Genomic DNA, 17,074 nt, shown 5'->3' on the forward strand with positions numbered 1-17,074 from the left:
GCATCTTATTATTTGCCAATCATCGTGGACATGGTCTGGGCGATAAACTGTGCTCTGGCACCGAAAATCACCTGTATGCCGTTGTCGCCGACGAATACCACGCCGCGCGCGCCAAGCCCGTTCAGACCATCCTTATCCACCGCCTCGCTCTTCGCCACTTCAAGACGCAGGCGGGTGATACAGGCGCCGACGGAGTCGATGTTCTGCGCGCCGCCAAGCAGTGTGATGATTTCGGTGGCAAGTTCGGAATCGGACTTGTCATTCACGTTAGCGGTCACTTCGGTACGACCCGGTGTTTTTACGTCGAAACGGCGGATCACAAAGCGGAACGTGAAGTAGTAGATCAGCGCCATCGGAATGCCGATGATGATGGCGTTCAGGAAGTTGGTCTGATAGCCGTTAAACGACGGCAGGATCCCGAACGACAGGTAGTCGATAAAGCCCGCCGAGAAGGATTTGGCGATATGCGCGTGCATCAGGTACATGGTCATGTACGCCAGGCCCGCCATGACGGCGTTGAAGATGTACAGGATCGGGGCCACGAAAATAAAGGTGAACTCTACCGGCTCGGTGATCCCCGTCAGGAAGCAGGTCAGCGCCGCCGAGAACAGAATACCGGCCGCGATTTTTTTGTTTTTAGTGTGCGCTTCGTGGTACATCGCCAGGCACGCCGCAGGGAGCGCAAACAGCATGAGCGGGAACTCACCCTGCATGAACTTACCGGCGTTCTGGTAGGTGTCGCTGCTGAACGATTTCACCCCCTCTTCAAGCATCTTGAACCAGATGGTCTGGTCGCCGTGGATCACCTGTCCCGCCTGAGTGGTGTAATCGCCAAACGAGTACCAGAAGGACGGATACCAGATATGATGCAGGCCGAGCGGGATCAGCGCGCGCTCCACGAATCCGAAGATAAAGGTCGAGGCCGCCTGGTTATCACCATTCACCACTACGGACAGGGCGTCTATCCCGGACTGAATATGCTGCCAGACGTACGGCAGCAGCAGGCCAAGCAGGAACGACAGAAACGCCGTCGCAATTGCCACAAAACGCTTGCCGGAGAAGAAGCCGAGAAACTCCGGCAGCTGCATGGTATGAAAGCGGTTATAGCACCCTGCGGCGAGAATACCGCAGATCAGCCCGCCAAAGACGCCCATCTGCAAGGTCGGTATCCCGACCACCATGGCGTATTTCCCGCCCTGAGCGGCCATTTCCGGCGTAATGCTCAGCACCGTGCTAATGGTGATGTTGGTGACAAACACCGAGACCGCCGCAGAGAGGGCAGCGATGCCCGATTCCGATGCCAGTCCCACGGCAGAGCCGATAGCAAAGAGCATCGGCAGGTTATCAAAAATAACCCCGCCAGCGTTCATCATTAGCGGCAGGTGGAACTTGTCGCCGAAGGCCAGCAGCAGGCCAGCGGCGGGAAGCAGTGAAATTGGCAGCATTAAGGCGCGACCAATCATCGATAGCTTAGACAACGATTTAACAAACCCTGATATCAGACTCATGCTGACTTCCCCCGAGTAGCGCTTTTTTAGCGCCGTTATTGTAAGTAGAACGTTTTAGTAGAACGTTCTACTTATCGTGGGGAAAGTCTGAAAATCGTGCAACTTAATTTTCACATTTCGCCAGAGGGAAAAGTGATTATTTGAAGTTGATCGATAATTAACCGCGATGAGTGTGGGGGGATGTCTATCCCCTCTCCCTGGGGGAGAGGGTTAGGGTGAGGGCATCAGACAGCTCAGGCCGTAACCGTCACGCTCTGACCTTCAAAGCTTACGGTCTGGCCCGCGACAATTTTGCAGCGCTTGCGGGTTTCCACCACGCCGTCGACCTTCACCAGGCCGTCGGCAATCACGATTTTCGCCTGCGCGCCGCTTTCGCTCCAGCCTTCCAGCTTCAGCAGATCGCACAGCTCAACGTGCGGGTGTTTACCTAAAGAAAAAGTTGCCATGATTACGCGTCCTCTACGTCGTGATACTCCTCGCACGCCTGCAAGGTATTCTGAATGAGTGTTGCTACCGTCATCGGGCCTACGCCGCCCGGGACCGGGGTAATGTAGGACGCGCGCGCGGCGGCATCCTCGTATACCACGTCGCCGACCACCTTGCCGTTTTCGAGACGGTTAATGCCCACGTCCACGACGATTGCGCCCTCTTTGATCCACTCGCCCGGAATAAAGCCCGGCTTGCCGACCGCGACGATCAGCAGATCGGCGTTTTCAACGTGGTGGCGCAGGTTTTTGGTGAAGCGGTGGGTGACGGTGGTGGTGCAGCCCGCCAGCAGCAGCTCCATGCTCATCGGGCGGCCCACGATGTTGGAGGCGCCAATCACCACGGCGTTCAGGCCGTAGGTGTCGATGTTATAGCGCTCCAGCAGCGTTACGATGCCGCGCGGCGTGCACGGACGCAGGCGCGGCGCGCGCTGGCACAGGCGGCCGACGTTATACGGGTGAAAACCGTCAACGTCTTTGTCTGGGGCGATGCGCTCCAGCACCTTCACATTGTCGATGCCCGCAGGCAGCGGCAGCTGAACCAGGATGCCGTCGATTGCTTTATCGGCATTCAGGGTGTCAATAAGTTCCAGCAGTTCCGCTTCGCTGGTGGTTTCCGGCAGATCGTAAGAGCGGGAGACGAAGCCCACCTCTTCACACGCTTTGCGCTTGCTGCCGACATAAATTTGCGAAGCCGGGTTGCTGCCAACCAGCACAACGGCCAGCCCGGGCGCGCGAAATCCGGCCGCTTTACGCGCCTTCACTTTTTCCGCGACCTCAGAGCGCACCTGCTGCGCAATCGTTTTACCGTCAATAATCGTTGCTGCCATCAGAGAGAAGATTCCGTCTGTAACGTTAGAAAGGGGGGATTGCCCGTATTTTGTCAGAAGCGAGGGCCGCTGTCAGTCACCCTTTGCCAGATTTCATCAACGAACCGCAAAATCCCTTCCTGGGGCATGGTCAATTTCTTAGTCGGGATTAGGATGTGACCTGGCTAAATGGCAGCGTTTTGACATATTACAAAATACATTCCTGAGCTACTTTGTTTCCTCCGAAATAAGCCTTCAATTTTTTAATTGAACGTATTTCTTATTCCCGATCGTTTACGGGAAGGGTTATTTACATTTTAAAGGAATAGACATGAAACTCAGCAACATTGCTTCTACTGTTATTGCAACTTTGGCCCTGGTCGCGGGTGCCGCTCACGCAGAAGATCCTGTTACCCCTGTCACCGTTAACGGTGGTACCGTGCATTTTAAAGGTGAATTAGTGAATGCCGCGTGTTCAGTAAATACTGACTCTTCCGAGCAGACGGTTAAGCTCGGTCAGTACCGTACCGCGAAATTCACCAAAGTCGGTGATACCTCTTCCAACGTTCCGTTCACCATCGAGCTGAACGATTGCGATCCTGCGGTAGCGAAAACCGCTGCTGTTGCGTTCACCGGTCAGATCGACGCAACCGACAAAACCCTGCTGGCGGTAAGCTCCGGTAACAACGACAACTCCGCGAAAGGCGTGGGCATTGAGATCCTCGACAGCAAATCCACCACGCTGACCCCAGACGGCTCCTCCTTCTCTGCGGCGCAGAGCCTGATCGAAGGGACCAACATCCTGAACTTCACCGCGCGCTATAAAGCCACGGCTGCGACCACCGCGCCAGGCCAGGCAAACGCGGACGCTACTTTCGTAATGAAATACGAGTAATGCCTGTTTACAGGGACGTGGCTGGCCTCAGGGAGGAGGTCTTTTAATCGCTGATACCGGGAGCGAAGGATGACAAGGACTGGGATACTGCTGTTTGCCCTTGCGATTGCCCCAGCGGTAAACGCACATACCGTTGTGATTGACGGCGGCAAAGTGCACCTCAGAGGAGAACTGGTCAACGGCGGCTGCGCCGTGGCTCCGGACAGCCAGAACATGCGCGTGGATATGGGGCAATACCGCACAAACTCATTTTCCGGCGTCGGCAGTTTTTCCACGGTTAACGTGCCCTTCACCGTAAGGCTGCTGGATTGCAGCGTGGATGTCTCCCGCACCGTGGGGATCCAGTTCCAGGGGGTGACGCCCGCAGAAGATCCGCAGGTTTTCCTGGCGACATCGCGGCCGGGAGAAAACGCGGTCAGCAGCGGGGTCGGGCTGGCGCTTTTTGACGACCAACAGCGTCAGATCATCCCGAACGCGACGGCGGTCAGCTGGTTACCCGTTAACGCCCCGGAGCTGGCATTTCATTTTAGCGCCCGCTACCGCGTAATTTCCGAACACCTTGTGCCAGGCAATATTCAGTCGAATGTCTGGTTTACGCTAATTTATCCCTGACGCCTGCGAACCCATTATTAAAGGTACGGTTGTGATGAACACCCTGATTAAACCTGGACTGTTTTTAACTTTTATTTTGATGACGATCTCTGCCAGCGCGAATGCGTCCGGCGGAATTGCGCTGGGCGCGACGCGCGTTATTTATCCGGCCGATGCAAAACAAACGTCCCTGGCGATCACCAACAGCAATAAAAAAGAGCGCTATTTAATTAACGCGTGGATTGAAAATGCGAACGGGCAAAAAGAAAAAACCTTTGCCGTCACGCCGCCGCTGTTTGTCAGCGAGCCGGACAGCGAAAACACGCTGCGCATTATTTACGCCGGCCCGGCGCTGCCCGCCGATCGCGAATCGCTCTTTTACATGAACGTCAAAGCGATTCCGTCCGTCAGCAAAAAAAATCAGGACGGCAACAACGTACTGCAGCTGGCCATTCTGTCACGCATCAAGCTGTTTGTTCGCCCGGCTAACCTGGCGATGCCGCCAGAAGAGGCGCTCTCGCAGCTGCGTTTTGAGCGCGCCGGCAACCACCTGAAGGTGAGCAATGCCTCGCCGTATTACGTCACGCTGGTCAATCTGAAGCTTGGCGGTAAGACGCTGGACAACCTGATGGTCGCGCCGAAAAGCTCGGCCCAGCAGGTGCTGCCGTCCGCGGCCAGCGGCACGCTCTCCTGGCAGAGCGTAAACGACTATGGCGCCATTACGCCGGCGCGTAGCGTCAGCCTGTGAGCAGAGACAGGGCGATGAACACTCAATGGCGTTACTGCCCGGTTGCACTGGCACTGATGGCAACGCTCTGGCCGCATGCCGGCTGGGGCGAGAGCTACTTTAACCCGGCGTTTCTCTCCGATGACGCGGCGAGCGTGGCGGATTTGTCGCGCTTTGAAAAGGGCCACCAGCAGGCTCCGGGCGTCTATCGCGTCGATATCTGGCGTAACGATGAGTTTATCGGCACCCAGGACGTGCGTTTTGAGCAAGCCGACAACACGCCGCCGGTCGCGGGCGGTCTGGCGCCCTGTATTACGCGCGCGATGCTCGACCGCTTTGGCGTCAATATCGCCGCCTTCCCGGAGCTGAGCAACGTGCAGGGCGATACCTGCGTTCCGCTTGCCACGGCTATTCCCGGCAGCGAAACGGCGTTCAACTTCGCGTCGCAGCGTTTGAACGTCAGCCTGCCGCAGGTGGCGATGCAAAACAGCGCCCGGGGCTACATCCCGCCCGAGCAGTGGGATGAAGGCATTCCTGCCGCGCTGGTAAACTACAGCTTTACCGGCAACCGCGGCAGCGACGACGACAGCTATTATCTGAACCTGCAAAGCGGGTTGAACTACGGTGCGTGGCGATTACGCAACAACGGCGCGTGGCGCTACACCGAAAGCAACGGCCAGCGGCACAGCAGCTGGCAAAATATCGGCACCTGGGCGCAGCGTACGGTTATTCCGCTGAAAAGCGAGCTGGTGCTCGGCGACAGCAACACCGGTAACGACGTCTTCGACAGCGTCGGTTTTCGCGGCGGGCGACTCTACTCGTCCGACAGCATGTACCCGGACAGCCTTCAGGGCTACGCGCCTACCGTGCGCGGGATCGCCCGCACCCCCGCCAAGGTCGTCATCCGCCAGAACGGATACGTTATCTACCAGAGCTACGTGCAGCCGGGGGCCTTTGCCATTACCGATCTTAACCCGACCTCCTCAAGCGGTGACCTGGAGGTGACGGTAGAAGAGAAGGACGGCAGCCAGCAGCGCTACACCGTCCCGTACTCCACCGTTCCGCTGCTCCAGCGTGAAGGACGCTGGAAGTACGATCTGGTGGCGGGGGACTATCGCAGCGGTAACAGCGAGCAGGACACCCCGTTCTTCGCGCAGGGGACAATGATTGCGGGTCTTGCCGACGGCTACACGCTGTACGGCGGGACGCAGCTGGCCTCGCGTTATACGGCGATTGCCATTGGTGCCGGGAAAAACCTCGGTGACTGGGGCGCGGTCTCGCTCGATCTTACCCACGCCCGCAGCCAGCTGGCAGACGACAGCCGCCATGAAGGGCAGTCCCTGCGTTTCCTGTACGCCAAATCCCTTAACGGATTCGGCACCAACTTCCAGCTGCTGGGGTACCGCTACTCTACCAAAGGCTTCTATACCCTCGACGACGTGGCCTGGCGCTCTATGGAAGGCTATCAGTATGGCGACGATCGGGATGATGACGGCGTGCCGGACGTGCAGAGCTACCATAACCTGACGCTGAATAAAAAAGGACGTTTCCAGCTCAACATTTCTCAGTCGCTCGGGGATTACGGCTCGGTTTACGTGTCAGGCAGCCAGCAAAGCTACTGGGGCACCAGCGAGTCTAACGTCTGGTACCAGCTCGGCTATGCGGGCGGGGTGAAGGGGGTCAGTTACTCCTTGTCGTGGTCGTGGAACAAGGCCGTCGGGATTGACGGAACCGACCGTATCGCCTCGTTCAATGTCTCGGTACCGTTCAGCCTGTTCACCCGTCACGGCTACCGCCGCGATAGCGCGATCGACCGGGCCTATGCCACCGCATCCGCCAGCCGTAGCAGCGACGGCGATACCAGCTGGCAGACCGGCGTGAGCGGCACCCTGCTCGAAGACCGGAACCTGAACTACAGCGTCACGCAGGGCCACACCAGCAACAACGGCGCAAGCGGCAGCGCCAGCGCCAGCTGGCAGGCAACGTACGGCACGCTGGGCGCGGGCTACAACTACTCCCGCGACCGTCACGATTTCAACTGGCAGCTTTCCGGCGGCGTGGTGGGGCACGCAGACGGCGTGACGTTCAGCCAGCCGCTGGGGGATACCAACGTGCTGATCAAAGCGCCGGGCGCCTCAGGGGTAAGCGTCGAAAACCAGACCGGGGTCAAAACGGACTGGCGTGGCTATGCGGTGATGCCGTACGCCACGGTGTACCGCTACAACCGCGTGGCGCTCGACACCAACACCATGAGCAACAATACCGACATTGAAAATAACGTCTCCAGCGTCGTGCCGACGAACGGGGCGCTGGTGCGCGCCAGCTTCGATACCCGCATCGGCGTGCGCGCGCTGCTCACCGTGAAGCGCGATAACCAGCCCGTGCCGTTTGGCGCCGTGGTGCGCGAGACGCAAAGCGGCGTAACCAGCATGGTGGGAGATGACGGGCAGATTTACCTGAGCGGGCTGCCGCTGGAAGGGGAACTGCTGATTCAGTGGGGCGACGGGAAGCAGTCCCAGTGCCGTGCGCCTTACAGCTTGCCGGAACAGAGCCTGCAACAGGCGATCACACTTAAGGGGATCCGCTGTGATTAAAATCCGTTATCTGGGGTTATCCCTTCTGGCGTTAATGCCCGTGACTAACGCCTTCGCCACCGTCTGCGTCAATGAAAAAGGCGTGCCAACCGAGGTGCATTACGACCTGACGGACAAATTCAATAGCTCCAATAACCAGGTGGGGCAGGTCGTCACGCTTAGCGAGAAATCTCAGTGGGTAGGCGTCAACGCCGTCTGCCCCAAGGGAACGTCAGGGAACACCACCAAGCGAAGCTACGTTACCGATTACCCGATCACCAGCACCAGCGACGGCTACCAGTATCTGAAGCTTAACGACTATCTGGACGGGGCCATGAAAATTACCGACAGCTACGCTGGCGTCTTTTACCCCCCAAAAAAATATATTCAGATGGGTAGCCACCCAAATGTTTCCAAAAACAGACCATTTGGCGTACAGGATTCCAGCCTCGTATTCCGTCTGAAGGTCACCCGGCGCTTTATCAATATGGTGGTTATTCCGCATGCGACCATGTTCCGGGTCTACGTCACGACGACGGCGTCGGATCCGCTCACCACGCCGGTTTATACCATCAGCTACAGCGGCATCATTCAGGTGCCGCAGAGCTGTGAAATTAATGCCGGGAACGTGGTGGAGTTCGATTTTGGCGATATTGGCGCGTCCCTGTTCAGCAAGGCGGGCATCGGGAACAAGCCGGAGGGGGTCTCGGCGCAGAGCAAAACCATCGCCATCAAATGCACCAACGTTGAGGCGAACGCCATGCTCACGATGCGCGTCGAAGCGGAGAAGGTGTCGGGCAGTACGCTGGTCTCCGATAACGCGGACGTGGGGTTTGTGATAGCCAATGAAAATGGCGTACCGCTGACGCCAAACAACCTGACCAGCAAAATCCCGTTCCGCCTGGACGACAGCGCTCAGGCAAAGGTGGGGATCCGCGCGTGGCCCGTCAGCGTCACGGGTAAAAAACCGGCCGAGGGACGCTTCACCTCTCGCGGCTATTTGCGCGTCGATTACGACTAAGGAGCAGGTATGCGAAACGGGATGCGGTATATCTCTCTGGCGCTCCTGACGCTTTGCGCGCAGGCGCAGGCAGAGACGGCGCTTGGGGAAATTAACATTCAGCTCTACGGCAATATTGTGGATTTTACCTGCGTGGCGGAGGGGGACGACAGCAATAAAACCGTCACGCTCGGCACCTGGCCGACGAAACAGCTCAGCACCACGGGCAGCCGAACGCAGCCCGTGCCGTTCACCCTTAAGCTAACCGGCTGTCCGCCCGGGGCGGCGTCGGTAACGTTTACGGGTAAGGTTGACGGGCGCGACAGCAGCCTGCTCGCGTTAAATGATGCCAGCGCGGCCAGCAACGTTGCGGTGGAGATCCGTGACAGGGATAAGACGCGCCTCGCGATGCAGCAGGCCAGCCAGCCGGTAGCGATCGATGCGCAGGGAAATGCTGAGCTGTCGTTTTATGCCAATTATATCGCCACGGCAGATAACCCGCAGCCGGGCCGCGCCGACGCGGATGCAACCTTTATGATTAATTATAATTAATCACGTTAGCTCTCCCTGTAACGGTTATTCGCTGCAGGGAGAGGATCCGGTTAGAGTAATTCGTGCGCTTTCGCGTAATCAATTAATTCAACGATACTTTGCACACCCAGCTTGGAATAGATATTAGACTTATGGGCACTAATTGTTTTGTTGCTAAGTAATAATTGATCCGCAATCTCCTTATTTGATAATCCGTTCGCCAGGTATCGCAGCACCGTCACCTCACGGTTCGATAATGGCATATCCGCAGCGGCACCTGTTCGGGAGCCCAGATGATTTATAAAGCTCAACGTTTCTGACGGGAAAAAAGAATAGCCCATCAGGATCATTTCCACCGCGTTATAAATTTCTCCCAAATCTTTTCGCTTGCTGACAAAACCGTTGGCCCCGGCGCGAATGGCGCGGCCGGCATAGAAGGCTTCCGATTTTGAAGAGAGGAAAAGCACTTTAATATCTTTATTTAAGTTCCTGATTCTTTTGAGTAAAACGAACCCGTCCGTGCCTGTCATTTCAATGTCAAGAATGACCAGGTCGATAGGGTGGTTACGTATACAGTCAAGCACTTCGTGGCTGTCGCCTGACTTCAGCTTTACCTGGATATTTTTATTTTTCTGTAGCAGGACTTCTATCGACATTCTGACGATAGGATGTTCGTCCATAATGATAACGGATGCCGGTTTCATTTTTTATGCCTCAGATTGTTAAAAGCGTTATGCTGAGTTTTGTAAAAACTCTCGAAAAGCCGGAAGGATAATTGCGCAGATCCTTCTACGGTAAATGTCCCGGTGAAGAGCGAAAGCATCCTTGTTTACGTAGTGTGATATCAATGCCTCAGCGCAGTTATCTCATAAGGCTGGTCAGGGCAAAATGATTTTTCTTATTCGTGTGTCAAACACGTCTTATTATACCGCTTAAGTATTGTCCGAAAAGCCTGTAAATTAATATCGCTGTATTGCTGATTATTATCTTCTGGATCTGAAACGCTAATTTTTTAAAATTAGCAAAATTATCCTGATATTGCATTTACCACACGCTTTCGTCTTTATGTAATAACAAAAAATAAACGATCTTCCTGTGTGTTGCAAGAATGTTAACAGAAATGGCGCTTTGATAGCCTCCTCCTCGGACGTTTAACACCCTTCACTGCCGCCGTCCCGCGTGCTTTTTCTCCCTTTTTTAGACTCGATCCCGGCTGGACGCCAGAGGAACCTCAACAGCAGGATCTGCTGTTCTCTGACCGTCACATGGGCTTCTTTTACAGCTGAATCGATTGTTTTTACACCATTATCATCCTGTTAACGCAAGCGCCAAATCCTTAACGCATGGATTAAAGCCCTGGCGTTTTTTATAAATGCAGCATTTCACATGGTTCAAACGGAGAAATTAGGAATAGTTATAAAATCGAAACTTATGTTAAAAATAACATAAATTTAACATATATCCTAAGTAAATTCCTAAAGCCCTTTAGGAATTATAGGGTTACTGAATACGTTAATACGTGAAATCTGATAAGTTGTTGAGAAGATGTAGCAACTCGTGCCGATGATTCAGCCCCAGTTTCGCCAGAATGCAGCTGAGACGGTAAATAATGCGGCTGTAGGGGCGGTTTTGTAACTGTGCGATCTGCCGCAGGGAATTTCCCCGCGACAGCGCCTGGAGGATGGGCCACTCCTCACGCGAAAACCACTCTTTCCGCTGGCCGGGAGGCGCAGGCGTTTCGAGAAGCACTTGCTGCATGGCGGGGGCCGTAAGCTGCCGTTCAAGCACGTGGAAAGGGCCAGCCGCTTTGCAAAACAGGCGTGTGTCGTAGTCGTCAGCGCGGATAAGCAGGTAGGGCGTCAGGTAGGGCGGGAACAGGCTGTGGCGTCTTAATCGGTCCAGCTGATCGATTAGCGGAGAGGCGCGGCTCTCTATGTCGACCACCAGACGTGAAGAAGGCCAGTGATTTAAATCGCTGAGGGCGGCTTCCAGCGTGGGATAGTCACAGCAGTTGCTGAGGGGCGACTGTCCGCTCAGAAATCCGGAACGGAAAAAATTATCCTGCGTGACCAGAATGATAAAGGGAGCATCGGTTTTGCGGGTCTGGTTGATTGACTGGCTCAAATATTCGAGACGATCAAAAAATGGGAGAGCAAAAGGCGAGTGCGTAAAACCCAGTGAATCACTTCCTGTCCGACGCCGCCGGTAACGGCGTACTGTCATTCGCATAGCTTCCCTCTTGGCGATGACCGTTCAGTCCTCCTGCCATCTCCAGGATGGCCAATAATATCCCTGACCGAAGCGCGCGCCAGCCTGAAGCGCGCACGCACGATCCTTTTCCGTTTCAATGCCTTCGATAAGCACATCCGCAGCGATTTTCGAACAAAGAGTGACCAACTCCGTCAGCGCCGGCGTTGCACGTAAACGCCAGAAAGCGATTTTATCGATTTTTATCCCGCTTAACGGTAGACGGCAGGGTAAAAATGCGCGACCCGACGCCTCGTCAATATCGTCCAGCCAGATCCGGTGCCCCCGCGCGGTCAGCTGCTCAAGCGCACCAACCACCCTCAGACGCGTCGTTTCTGAGAGCGAAAAGAACGTGGCTGGCTCTGTGAGCTCAATGTTCAGCGGCGGGCTTTTAAGTTCCAGTAAACGCTGGAACATTTCCGGGATGATCAGAACTGTTATCGGCAAATTTATGAAAAGGTTGTCACAGGGAAAGGGGTTTTTTAACGCGGCGATCTGCGCTTCCAGCAGCATAAGCGCGCGGGCTGCGGACCAGTTGCGGAAAAATCCTTCGCTTTGCTGATGCCCTGACAGCACGCTGAGCACTTCGGCCCCCACGGTGCGTGAAGAGGAGAGGGCGACAATGGGTTCAAGCTTGATGCCGGTAATGTCGCGTGAGATGTGCTGCACGCACGAGGGGAAGCATGTCTGATTTGGCGCCGTCACTCCGTCGTCCTGTTTTATTCCGGCCTCCTGGCGGCCGGGATACCGCAGGACAGTGTGAAGGCGAAGCAAACAGGAAAACAGCAGGCGTTACTTAAAAGCGGCTAAGCCTTTTCGCAGCAGGAGAAAGGGGGGTAAATGTTGAAAAAACAGCCGTATTTACAATCAGCTAGTTATTATCGGCAGAGAAGACGGAAAAGGCATTGACTCACTACGCATTGACCGTATAATTCCAGGCGTTTCATCACCGCGAAGTACACTCTTCTCCGTGCGCCCTTAGCTCAGTTGGATAGAGCAACGGCCTTCTAAGCCGTAGGTCGTAGGTTCGAATCCTACAGGGCGTACCATTCAATATCAGTAACTTACGCCAGTTTCAAACCAGCCTGATTTTCTCCTTGTGTCGTATTTGTGTCATGGTTGCAAAAAATGGCATCTATTTTCCGTGCGTGTTCGCTTAAATGGTTCGGTGCCAGGTGAGCATAACGACGGACCATTTCGATCGACTCCCAGCCGCCCATCTCCTGCAGCACGGACAGCGGCACGCCGGACTGAATTAACCAGCTCGCCCAGGTATGGCGGAGGTCGTGAAAACGGAAATCCTCAATACCCGCTTTTGCCAGACCAATGCGCCAGGCGCTGTTATCGTCCACACGCATTTTCCTGACAGCTGGAGTCAGTGTTTTATCCGGGCGCGTCGATGGCTTCGTGTGTACGAATACCCACCTGGAGCTTTTCCCGATCTGATCTCTTAACACCCTGCATGCGGTATCATTCAGAGCAACGCCGATAGCCTTGCCCGCCTTCGCGTTCTCCGGATTTACCCATGCAACCTTTCTCTGCATATCGACCTGCTGCCACTCCAGATCAATGATGTTGGAGCGGCGCAGGCCGGTTGCCAGTGCAAATATCACCACCGGCTTTATCGACTCCGGCATGCAGGCAATTAACCGTTCTGCCTCGTCCCTGGTCAGCCATCGGATGCGTTTGCTGATCGGCTTTTTCGTTTTAATAACCGGGGCCGCTTTAATCCAGCCCCAGTCATTAGCCGCAGCCTTAAACAGAGAACGCATAAAAGAAAGATGCTGGCTCTTTGTAGCCTGGCTTACCGGTTTCTCAACATACGGAGGTGGTACCTTTCCCCGGCGGATTGCCGCGTCCCGGCGCGACTCCCAGATCTGAATATGCTTACGGTTGACCATCTTCGAAACAGCTTCATGCACCTGATCCGCCGTGATGGTCGAAATATCCCGACCAGAGAAATGCCGCAGGAAGTATTCGATTTTGGTCTTATCGTCATCGAGGGACCGCTTATGTTCTTTCTCGCGGATCCACCTGATGCAACTTTCCTCAAACGTCCTCGTCGGCAGTTCCCCGATTTTATCAACCCGCCACGCTTCAGCCTTCAGCTTGTCGTGCAGCTCCTGCGCTTGTTTCTTGTCCCCCGTGCCAAGAGATCGTCTAATTCTTTTCCCTGACGGCGTAACGAAATGACAGTGCCAGACGCCGCCTCTGAGGGTGATTGACATAAAATTTCTCCTTTATGTTCACCCGCGCTCGCGGAAACAGGATCGCGCGGGTCATGTAAATACGCAATACAGGCGACGTCGGTCGTGCGGTATTTGTTACCAATCTTCTTCCCGGCGAGCTGGCCGGAGTCGATAAGTCGGTAGACAGTTCTCGGCGAGGTGATTAGGAGTTCAGCCGCCTGTCTGGCTGTCAGTGTTTTTGCCTCAACCATGCATTTCCTCCAGGCAAAAAGAACCCGGCGCGGGGCCGGGTAAAATGGGGGATAACGGAGCAGTGCTTTCGCACCCAATAGCCAGCTCATAACTGGCTATCAGTTGCGTCATAGTTGACTGCGGGCGTTCTTCAGATAATCAGGGTCAGGAACGATCTCATCACATACTTCTGGCTCTTCGAGAGCATCGCGAAACGCAACCGCTACAATCTTCCCACCCATAAATTCCATTCCAGCGTTAACCGACGGTTCTTTACCGTCCTCATACTCAAAGACGAACGTCATCTTTCCCATAATCCCTCCTCATGCCGCGCGCTGGGCACGCAGCGATTTAATGTGCTCACTCGTCTCCAGTTCGGCGCGTATCTGTGCCGCCTCACGGTGATCGAGGTATTCAAAGTCATTATTAAAGCGGTCGATTGATGCGGTGTTGATCCGGCCCTGTCGCCAGTAGCGGACTATCTGTGATGTGCAGCTGTCGATGATGACGGGCCAACCTGAATGGTCAGAGTAAATCTGACCCCGTTGAATTAGCTGGAACATTTGGACCACCTTTGACGAAAATCACCCAGTGGGTTTTGTCTGACTTGCCAGTGCGCTGCCAGATGACCGGCTTTTCGTCGGTCAGCGCCAGGATGTTGCTTACCGGTATCTGGGTTTCGTTCCACTTGAAGATAAGTACGCCGTGTGGCCGCAATACGCGAAACGCCTCATAGAACCCGGCGCGCAAGTCATCACGCCACGTTTCACGGTTTAGTTTTCCGTACTTTTTGCCCATCCATGCGTTATCACCGACGCGCTCGAGGTGCGGCGGATCGAATACGACGACAGGAAAAGTATTATCGGCAAAGGGAAGGGCGCGGAAATCAGCAATAAGGTCCGGGCTTATGACCAGCTGGCGACCATCGCAAAGCTCATGCTGTTCGGCGCGGATATCACTGAACACGGCGCGCTCGTCCTGCTTGTCGAACCAGAACATGCGCGACCCGCAGCACATGTCTAAAATTGCCTGCTGCATTACAGTCCCCTCTGCTTATTCTTCAGTTCGATAACAGATTGGCAATCCGCGCACGTCTGGCAGCCGGGCACGGCAGCGCGCCGCGGCTCGGGAATCGGTTCGTCGCATTCTTCACAACGCTCAGCTGATACGGCGTTGCGGTTGATCCGGTGAGCGGAAAGGGCAGCGTTACGCTGAAGCTCTTCAATCTCTGCTGCGGTATCGATGATGTCCATGGTCAATGCTCCCGGAACTGTCGGTTAATTCGGTTGAAGGTGAACGCCAGCAATAAAAAAGGCCGACTAAGCGACCTGGTTATTAGTGACTTCATGCGGCGCGCTCCGCTATTATTTCGGCCTTCTGTTCGTCGTTGAGCATGTCGTCAGAGACGATCGCCACGCGATTGCTGGCGTTCCACGACACTGGAGCACTTTCTTTCAGTGCCTTATTCAGCGCCTCAGCAGCATCACGCACAGCTTGCGGCAAGCAGTAATAGTCATCACCATCAGGCATTATCTCTTCGCAGTGCTGTTCTAGGTCGAACTCTGGAGGGTAATTAGGTTCGCAAATCATTAACTGCAATTCGCTCGGAAGCAGGGAGTGCTCACAGCAATAGTCAGCCAGTGATTCAGCGTCGAAAAAATAATGCTCATCATCAAAGATAACCAGCGGCTCTCCGGCCCATACCGCGCGCTCATAGGTGGCGAACTTAGCCTGGCGGCTTTCGCGGTGGCATTCTTCGCAATAGCCATTAGTGCTATGAATGGGGTGCTCGTCAGGTTTGTTTTTGCATTTGCGATGAGTAGCGCCGCACCAGCGCGCCTGGTGTTCGTCTTTACCCCAGTAACGCCCTTGGCGGTCTACCCAACCAGTTACAGTCTGGATGCTGGCCGCTTCATCGCTGTCCATCATCACGATTTTTTCAGTTTTCATATTCATTGTTCGGCTCCAAACCGCCCGTTAAGGCGGCCAGTTTTGACGACGAACTCCAGGAGGCTAACTCCCAGAGCTTCAATTTTCTTGTGATGCTTGTTGATGATGGGAGGCACCGTTTCGTTCCAGTTAGGCTTTGGCTTCTTGCGCATGGCCTGCTGGATTTCCTCGGTGCAGCGGCGGCAGGCGGCGCGGATTGCGTTGTCTTTTTCTGGCGTCATGCGGCCTCCGTCTTCACTACGTCGATGGCGCAGCCGGGCAGCAATTCAACCGCGGCTGTGGCGCACTGATTGCCCCAGTGATCCCAGCCTGGCTCCGCGCTGCGGCTAAACAGCTCAATGCGCGGCACGTCGCCGTACAGCAGTTCCAGCCGGTGGCGTACTTCCCACGGTTTTTCGCTGTGCGCGCCGAGCGGGCTGTATACCACCTGCTTAATCCCGGCGTGCTTCCGTTCCAGCCCGGCGCCGCGGGTGGCAATCAGCAGATCTTCTGTGTTGGCCCGGGTGTGGTTGCCTCCGTTCATGCGCGTCTCGGCGTTAAGCAGATCGAGGAAGTCGTAAAAGTCGGTGACTTCACCCTCGGCCAGCGCCTTGTTGATGCGCAGCTCGGCGTTCTGATTCAGCTTCACCCAGGTAAATCCCTTCATTGTGCGAACGGTAAAGCCCCAGGCCTCGGCCAGCTCGATCGCCTCCTGGTTATGCGTGCCGGTGTACCACATCGCCAGCACCGCGTTTTCGGCGGCAAGTTCCCATACCGGAAGGCGCTTGATGTCGATTAACTTCATGGTGGAGTAGTGATCGGCAGCGGCACCGTTACTGATGGTGTTGCCGTAAGACCAGGGAGGATCTGCGTAGATAAGAGAGTATTTGCCGGTCATGCCGCCTCCCGTCTGCGTGCCAGCAACGGCCCGTCGTGTCCTGCGTTAAAGCTTTCAACCATCGCCCGGCAACACGCCGGACAGCAGCTATAAGTCCTTTGCGGCTCTCCGTCGAATTTCCAGTAAGAGGAACGCATAGAGGCGGAGAACGTGGCGCAGATATCGCAATGAAAGGATTCTGTTTCCAGAACCCTCATTAGCTGAGGCTCGGTGAGTTCGAACTTTCTGGCGATAGACGCATGCTCAAGACCGGCATCAAGCAGGGCTTCAATCAATTGCAGATCGTCGATTGTTAATTTCCCACAACGATAAAGGCCCATGCTGCTGGCTTTCATCTGGATAGACGCTTTGGTGCGCTGTAACGTTGCGCACAGATCATCCATATCCATGTACAGATAAGTTTTCGACAAAAAAATGGCCTGAGATTCAGGCCAGGGCATTGAGTGCATCTGCATTGTCAT

22 protein-coding genes and 1 tRNA gene are annotated in these 17,074 nt (G+C 55.2%); 7 read left to right on the forward strand and 16 right to left on the reverse strand.

Going from position 1 to position 17,074, the window contains the following annotated elements; all coding sequences use genetic code 11:
- Positions 1–8 precede the first annotated feature (8 nt).
- The 3 genes from OWK27_RS03245 to folD form a co-directional block, all read right to left on the reverse strand.
- Positions 9–1,508: a PTS transporter subunit EIIC gene (locus OWK27_RS03245; protein ID WP_193355948.1), complete on the reverse strand. Its 1,500-nt coding sequence runs from the start codon at positions 1,506–1,508 to the stop codon at positions 9–11.
- Between the two features lie 233 nt (positions 1,509–1,741).
- A complete protein-coding gene (gene ybcJ, locus OWK27_RS03250) occupies positions 1,742–1,954 on the reverse strand; it encodes a ribosome-associated protein YbcJ (protein WP_023334767.1) in 213 nt (70 codons plus the stop codon).
- A 2-nt stretch (positions 1,955–1,956) separates the two neighbouring features.
- Positions 1,957–2,823, reverse strand: a complete 867-nt coding sequence (gene folD / locus OWK27_RS03255) for a bifunctional methylenetetrahydrofolate dehydrogenase/methenyltetrahydrofolate cyclohydrolase FolD (protein ID WP_148419386.1) — start codon at positions 2,821–2,823, stop codon at positions 1,957–1,959.
- A 310-nt stretch (positions 2,824–3,133) separates the two neighbouring features.
- Here folD and fimA point away from each other — a divergent pair, with 310 nt between their 5' ends.
- The 6 genes from fimA (at position 3,134) to sfmF (ending at position 9,140) form a co-directional block, all read left to right on the forward strand.
- Positions 3,134–3,697, forward strand: a complete 564-nt coding sequence (gene fimA / locus OWK27_RS03260; RefSeq protein ID WP_148419385.1) for a type 1 fimbrial major subunit FimA — start codon at positions 3,134–3,136, stop codon at positions 3,695–3,697.
- A 69-nt stretch (positions 3,698–3,766) separates the two neighbouring features.
- Entirely contained in the window at positions 3,767–4,309 is a 543-nt protein-coding gene (gene fimI, locus OWK27_RS03265) for a type 1 fimbrial protein subunit FimI (RefSeq protein ID WP_148419384.1), read from the forward strand.
- A 34-nt stretch (positions 4,310–4,343) separates the two neighbouring features.
- On the forward strand, positions 4,344–5,036 hold the full coding sequence (gene fimC / locus OWK27_RS03270) for a type 1 fimbria chaperone FimC (protein WP_176610997.1): 693 nt from the start codon (positions 4,344–4,346) through the stop codon (positions 5,034–5,036).
- Positions 5,037–5,050: 14 nt separating this feature from the next.
- Positions 5,051–7,609 carry a fimbrial biogenesis usher protein gene (locus OWK27_RS03275; protein WP_267589807.1) on the forward strand — a complete coding sequence of 853 codons (2,559 nt, stop codon included), beginning with the start codon at positions 5,051–5,053 and terminating at the stop codon, positions 7,607–7,609.
- Positions 7,602–8,609 (forward strand): type 1 fimbria D-mannose specific adhesin FimH, encoded by a 1,008-nt coding sequence (gene fimH / locus OWK27_RS03280; RefSeq protein ID WP_242173337.1) that lies wholly within the window; start codon positions 7,602–7,604, stop codon positions 8,607–8,609. The genes OWK27_RS03275 and fimH overlap by 8 nt, the downstream gene beginning before the upstream one ends.
- Positions 8,610–8,618: 9 nt before the next feature.
- Positions 8,619–9,140, forward strand: coding sequence for a fimbria assembly protein (gene sfmF / locus OWK27_RS03285; RefSeq protein WP_267589808.1), 522 nt, complete (start codon positions 8,619–8,621; stop codon positions 9,138–9,140).
- A 50-nt stretch (positions 9,141–9,190) separates the two neighbouring features.
- On the opposite strand, the gene fimZ is transcribed toward sfmF, so the two are convergent.
- From fimZ to OWK27_RS03300, 3 genes are all read right to left on the reverse strand, one after another.
- A complete protein-coding gene (gene fimZ, locus OWK27_RS03290; protein ID WP_148419380.1) occupies positions 9,191–9,823 on the reverse strand; it encodes a fimbria biosynthesis transcriptional regulator FimZ in 633 nt (210 codons plus the stop codon).
- 808 nt (positions 9,824–10,631) lie between these two features.
- The gene (locus tag OWK27_RS03295; protein WP_267589809.1) at positions 10,632–11,348 is read right to left on the reverse strand and encodes a helix-turn-helix transcriptional regulator; all 717 of its coding nucleotides are present in this window, start codon (positions 11,346–11,348) and stop codon (positions 10,632–10,634) included.
- A 24-nt stretch (positions 11,349–11,372) separates the two neighbouring features.
- Entirely contained in the window at positions 11,373–12,035 is a 663-nt protein-coding gene (locus tag OWK27_RS03300) for an EAL domain-containing protein (protein ID WP_267589936.1), read from the reverse strand.
- Positions 12,036–12,338: 303 nt separating this feature from the next.
- Between OWK27_RS03300 and OWK27_RS03305 the strand changes: the two genes are divergently transcribed.
- A tRNA-Arg gene (locus OWK27_RS03305) sits at positions 12,339–12,415 on the forward strand.
- 15 nt (positions 12,416–12,430) lie between these two features.
- Here the strand turns inward: OWK27_RS03305 and OWK27_RS03310 are convergent.
- The 10 genes from OWK27_RS03310 to OWK27_RS03355 form a co-directional block, all read right to left on the reverse strand.
- Positions 12,431–13,588 carry a tyrosine-type recombinase/integrase gene (locus OWK27_RS03310; protein WP_267589937.1) on the reverse strand — a complete coding sequence of 386 codons (1,158 nt, stop codon included), beginning with the start codon at positions 13,586–13,588 and terminating at the stop codon, positions 12,431–12,433.
- Positions 13,471–13,896, reverse strand: coding sequence for a helix-turn-helix domain-containing protein (locus OWK27_RS03315; RefSeq protein ID WP_324291164.1), 426 nt, complete (start codon positions 13,894–13,896; stop codon positions 13,471–13,473). The genes OWK27_RS03310 and OWK27_RS03315 overlap by 118 nt, the downstream gene beginning before the upstream one ends.
- 18 nt (positions 13,897–13,914) lie before the next feature.
- Positions 13,915–14,100: a hypothetical protein gene (locus tag OWK27_RS03320; RefSeq protein WP_047058280.1), complete on the reverse strand. Its 186-nt coding sequence runs from the start codon at positions 14,098–14,100 to the stop codon at positions 13,915–13,917.
- A gap of 9 nt (positions 14,101–14,109) precedes the next feature.
- Complete coding sequence (locus OWK27_RS03325; RefSeq protein WP_267589810.1) at positions 14,110–14,349, reverse strand: DUF4222 domain-containing protein; 240 nt, start codon at positions 14,347–14,349, stop codon at positions 14,110–14,112.
- Positions 14,312–14,824, reverse strand: coding sequence for a class I SAM-dependent methyltransferase (locus OWK27_RS03330; RefSeq protein ID WP_267589811.1), 513 nt, complete (start codon positions 14,822–14,824; stop codon positions 14,312–14,314). The genes OWK27_RS03325 and OWK27_RS03330 overlap by 38 nt, the downstream gene beginning before the upstream one ends.
- Positions 14,824–15,039, reverse strand: coding sequence for a TraR/DksA family transcriptional regulator (locus OWK27_RS03335; RefSeq protein ID WP_267589812.1), 216 nt, complete (start codon positions 15,037–15,039; stop codon positions 14,824–14,826). Before OWK27_RS03335 ends, OWK27_RS03330 begins: the two co-directional genes overlap by 1 nt.
- A gap of 91 nt (positions 15,040–15,130) precedes the next feature.
- Positions 15,131–15,742 (reverse strand): hypothetical protein, encoded by a 612-nt coding sequence (locus OWK27_RS03340; RefSeq protein ID WP_267589813.1) that lies wholly within the window; start codon positions 15,740–15,742, stop codon positions 15,131–15,133.
- On the reverse strand, positions 15,739–15,957 hold the full coding sequence (locus tag OWK27_RS03345) for a hypothetical protein (protein WP_032737341.1): 219 nt from the start codon (positions 15,955–15,957) through the stop codon (positions 15,739–15,741). Before OWK27_RS03345 ends, OWK27_RS03340 begins: the two co-directional genes overlap by 4 nt.
- Positions 15,954–16,613 carry an MT-A70 family methyltransferase gene (locus tag OWK27_RS03350; RefSeq protein ID WP_267589814.1) on the reverse strand — a complete coding sequence of 220 codons (660 nt, stop codon included), beginning with the start codon at positions 16,611–16,613 and terminating at the stop codon, positions 15,954–15,956. Before OWK27_RS03350 ends, OWK27_RS03345 begins: the two co-directional genes overlap by 4 nt.
- Positions 16,610–17,074, reverse strand: coding sequence for a hypothetical protein (locus tag OWK27_RS03355; RefSeq protein ID WP_267589815.1), 465 nt, complete (start codon positions 17,072–17,074; stop codon positions 16,610–16,612). The genes OWK27_RS03350 and OWK27_RS03355 overlap by 4 nt, the downstream gene beginning before the upstream one ends.

The organism is Enterobacter cloacae complex sp. 2022EL-00788, assembly GCF_026627565.1.
In the GTDB taxonomy this organism is placed as follows: Bacteria; Pseudomonadota; Gammaproteobacteria; order Enterobacterales; family Enterobacteriaceae; genus Enterobacter; species Enterobacter pasteurii.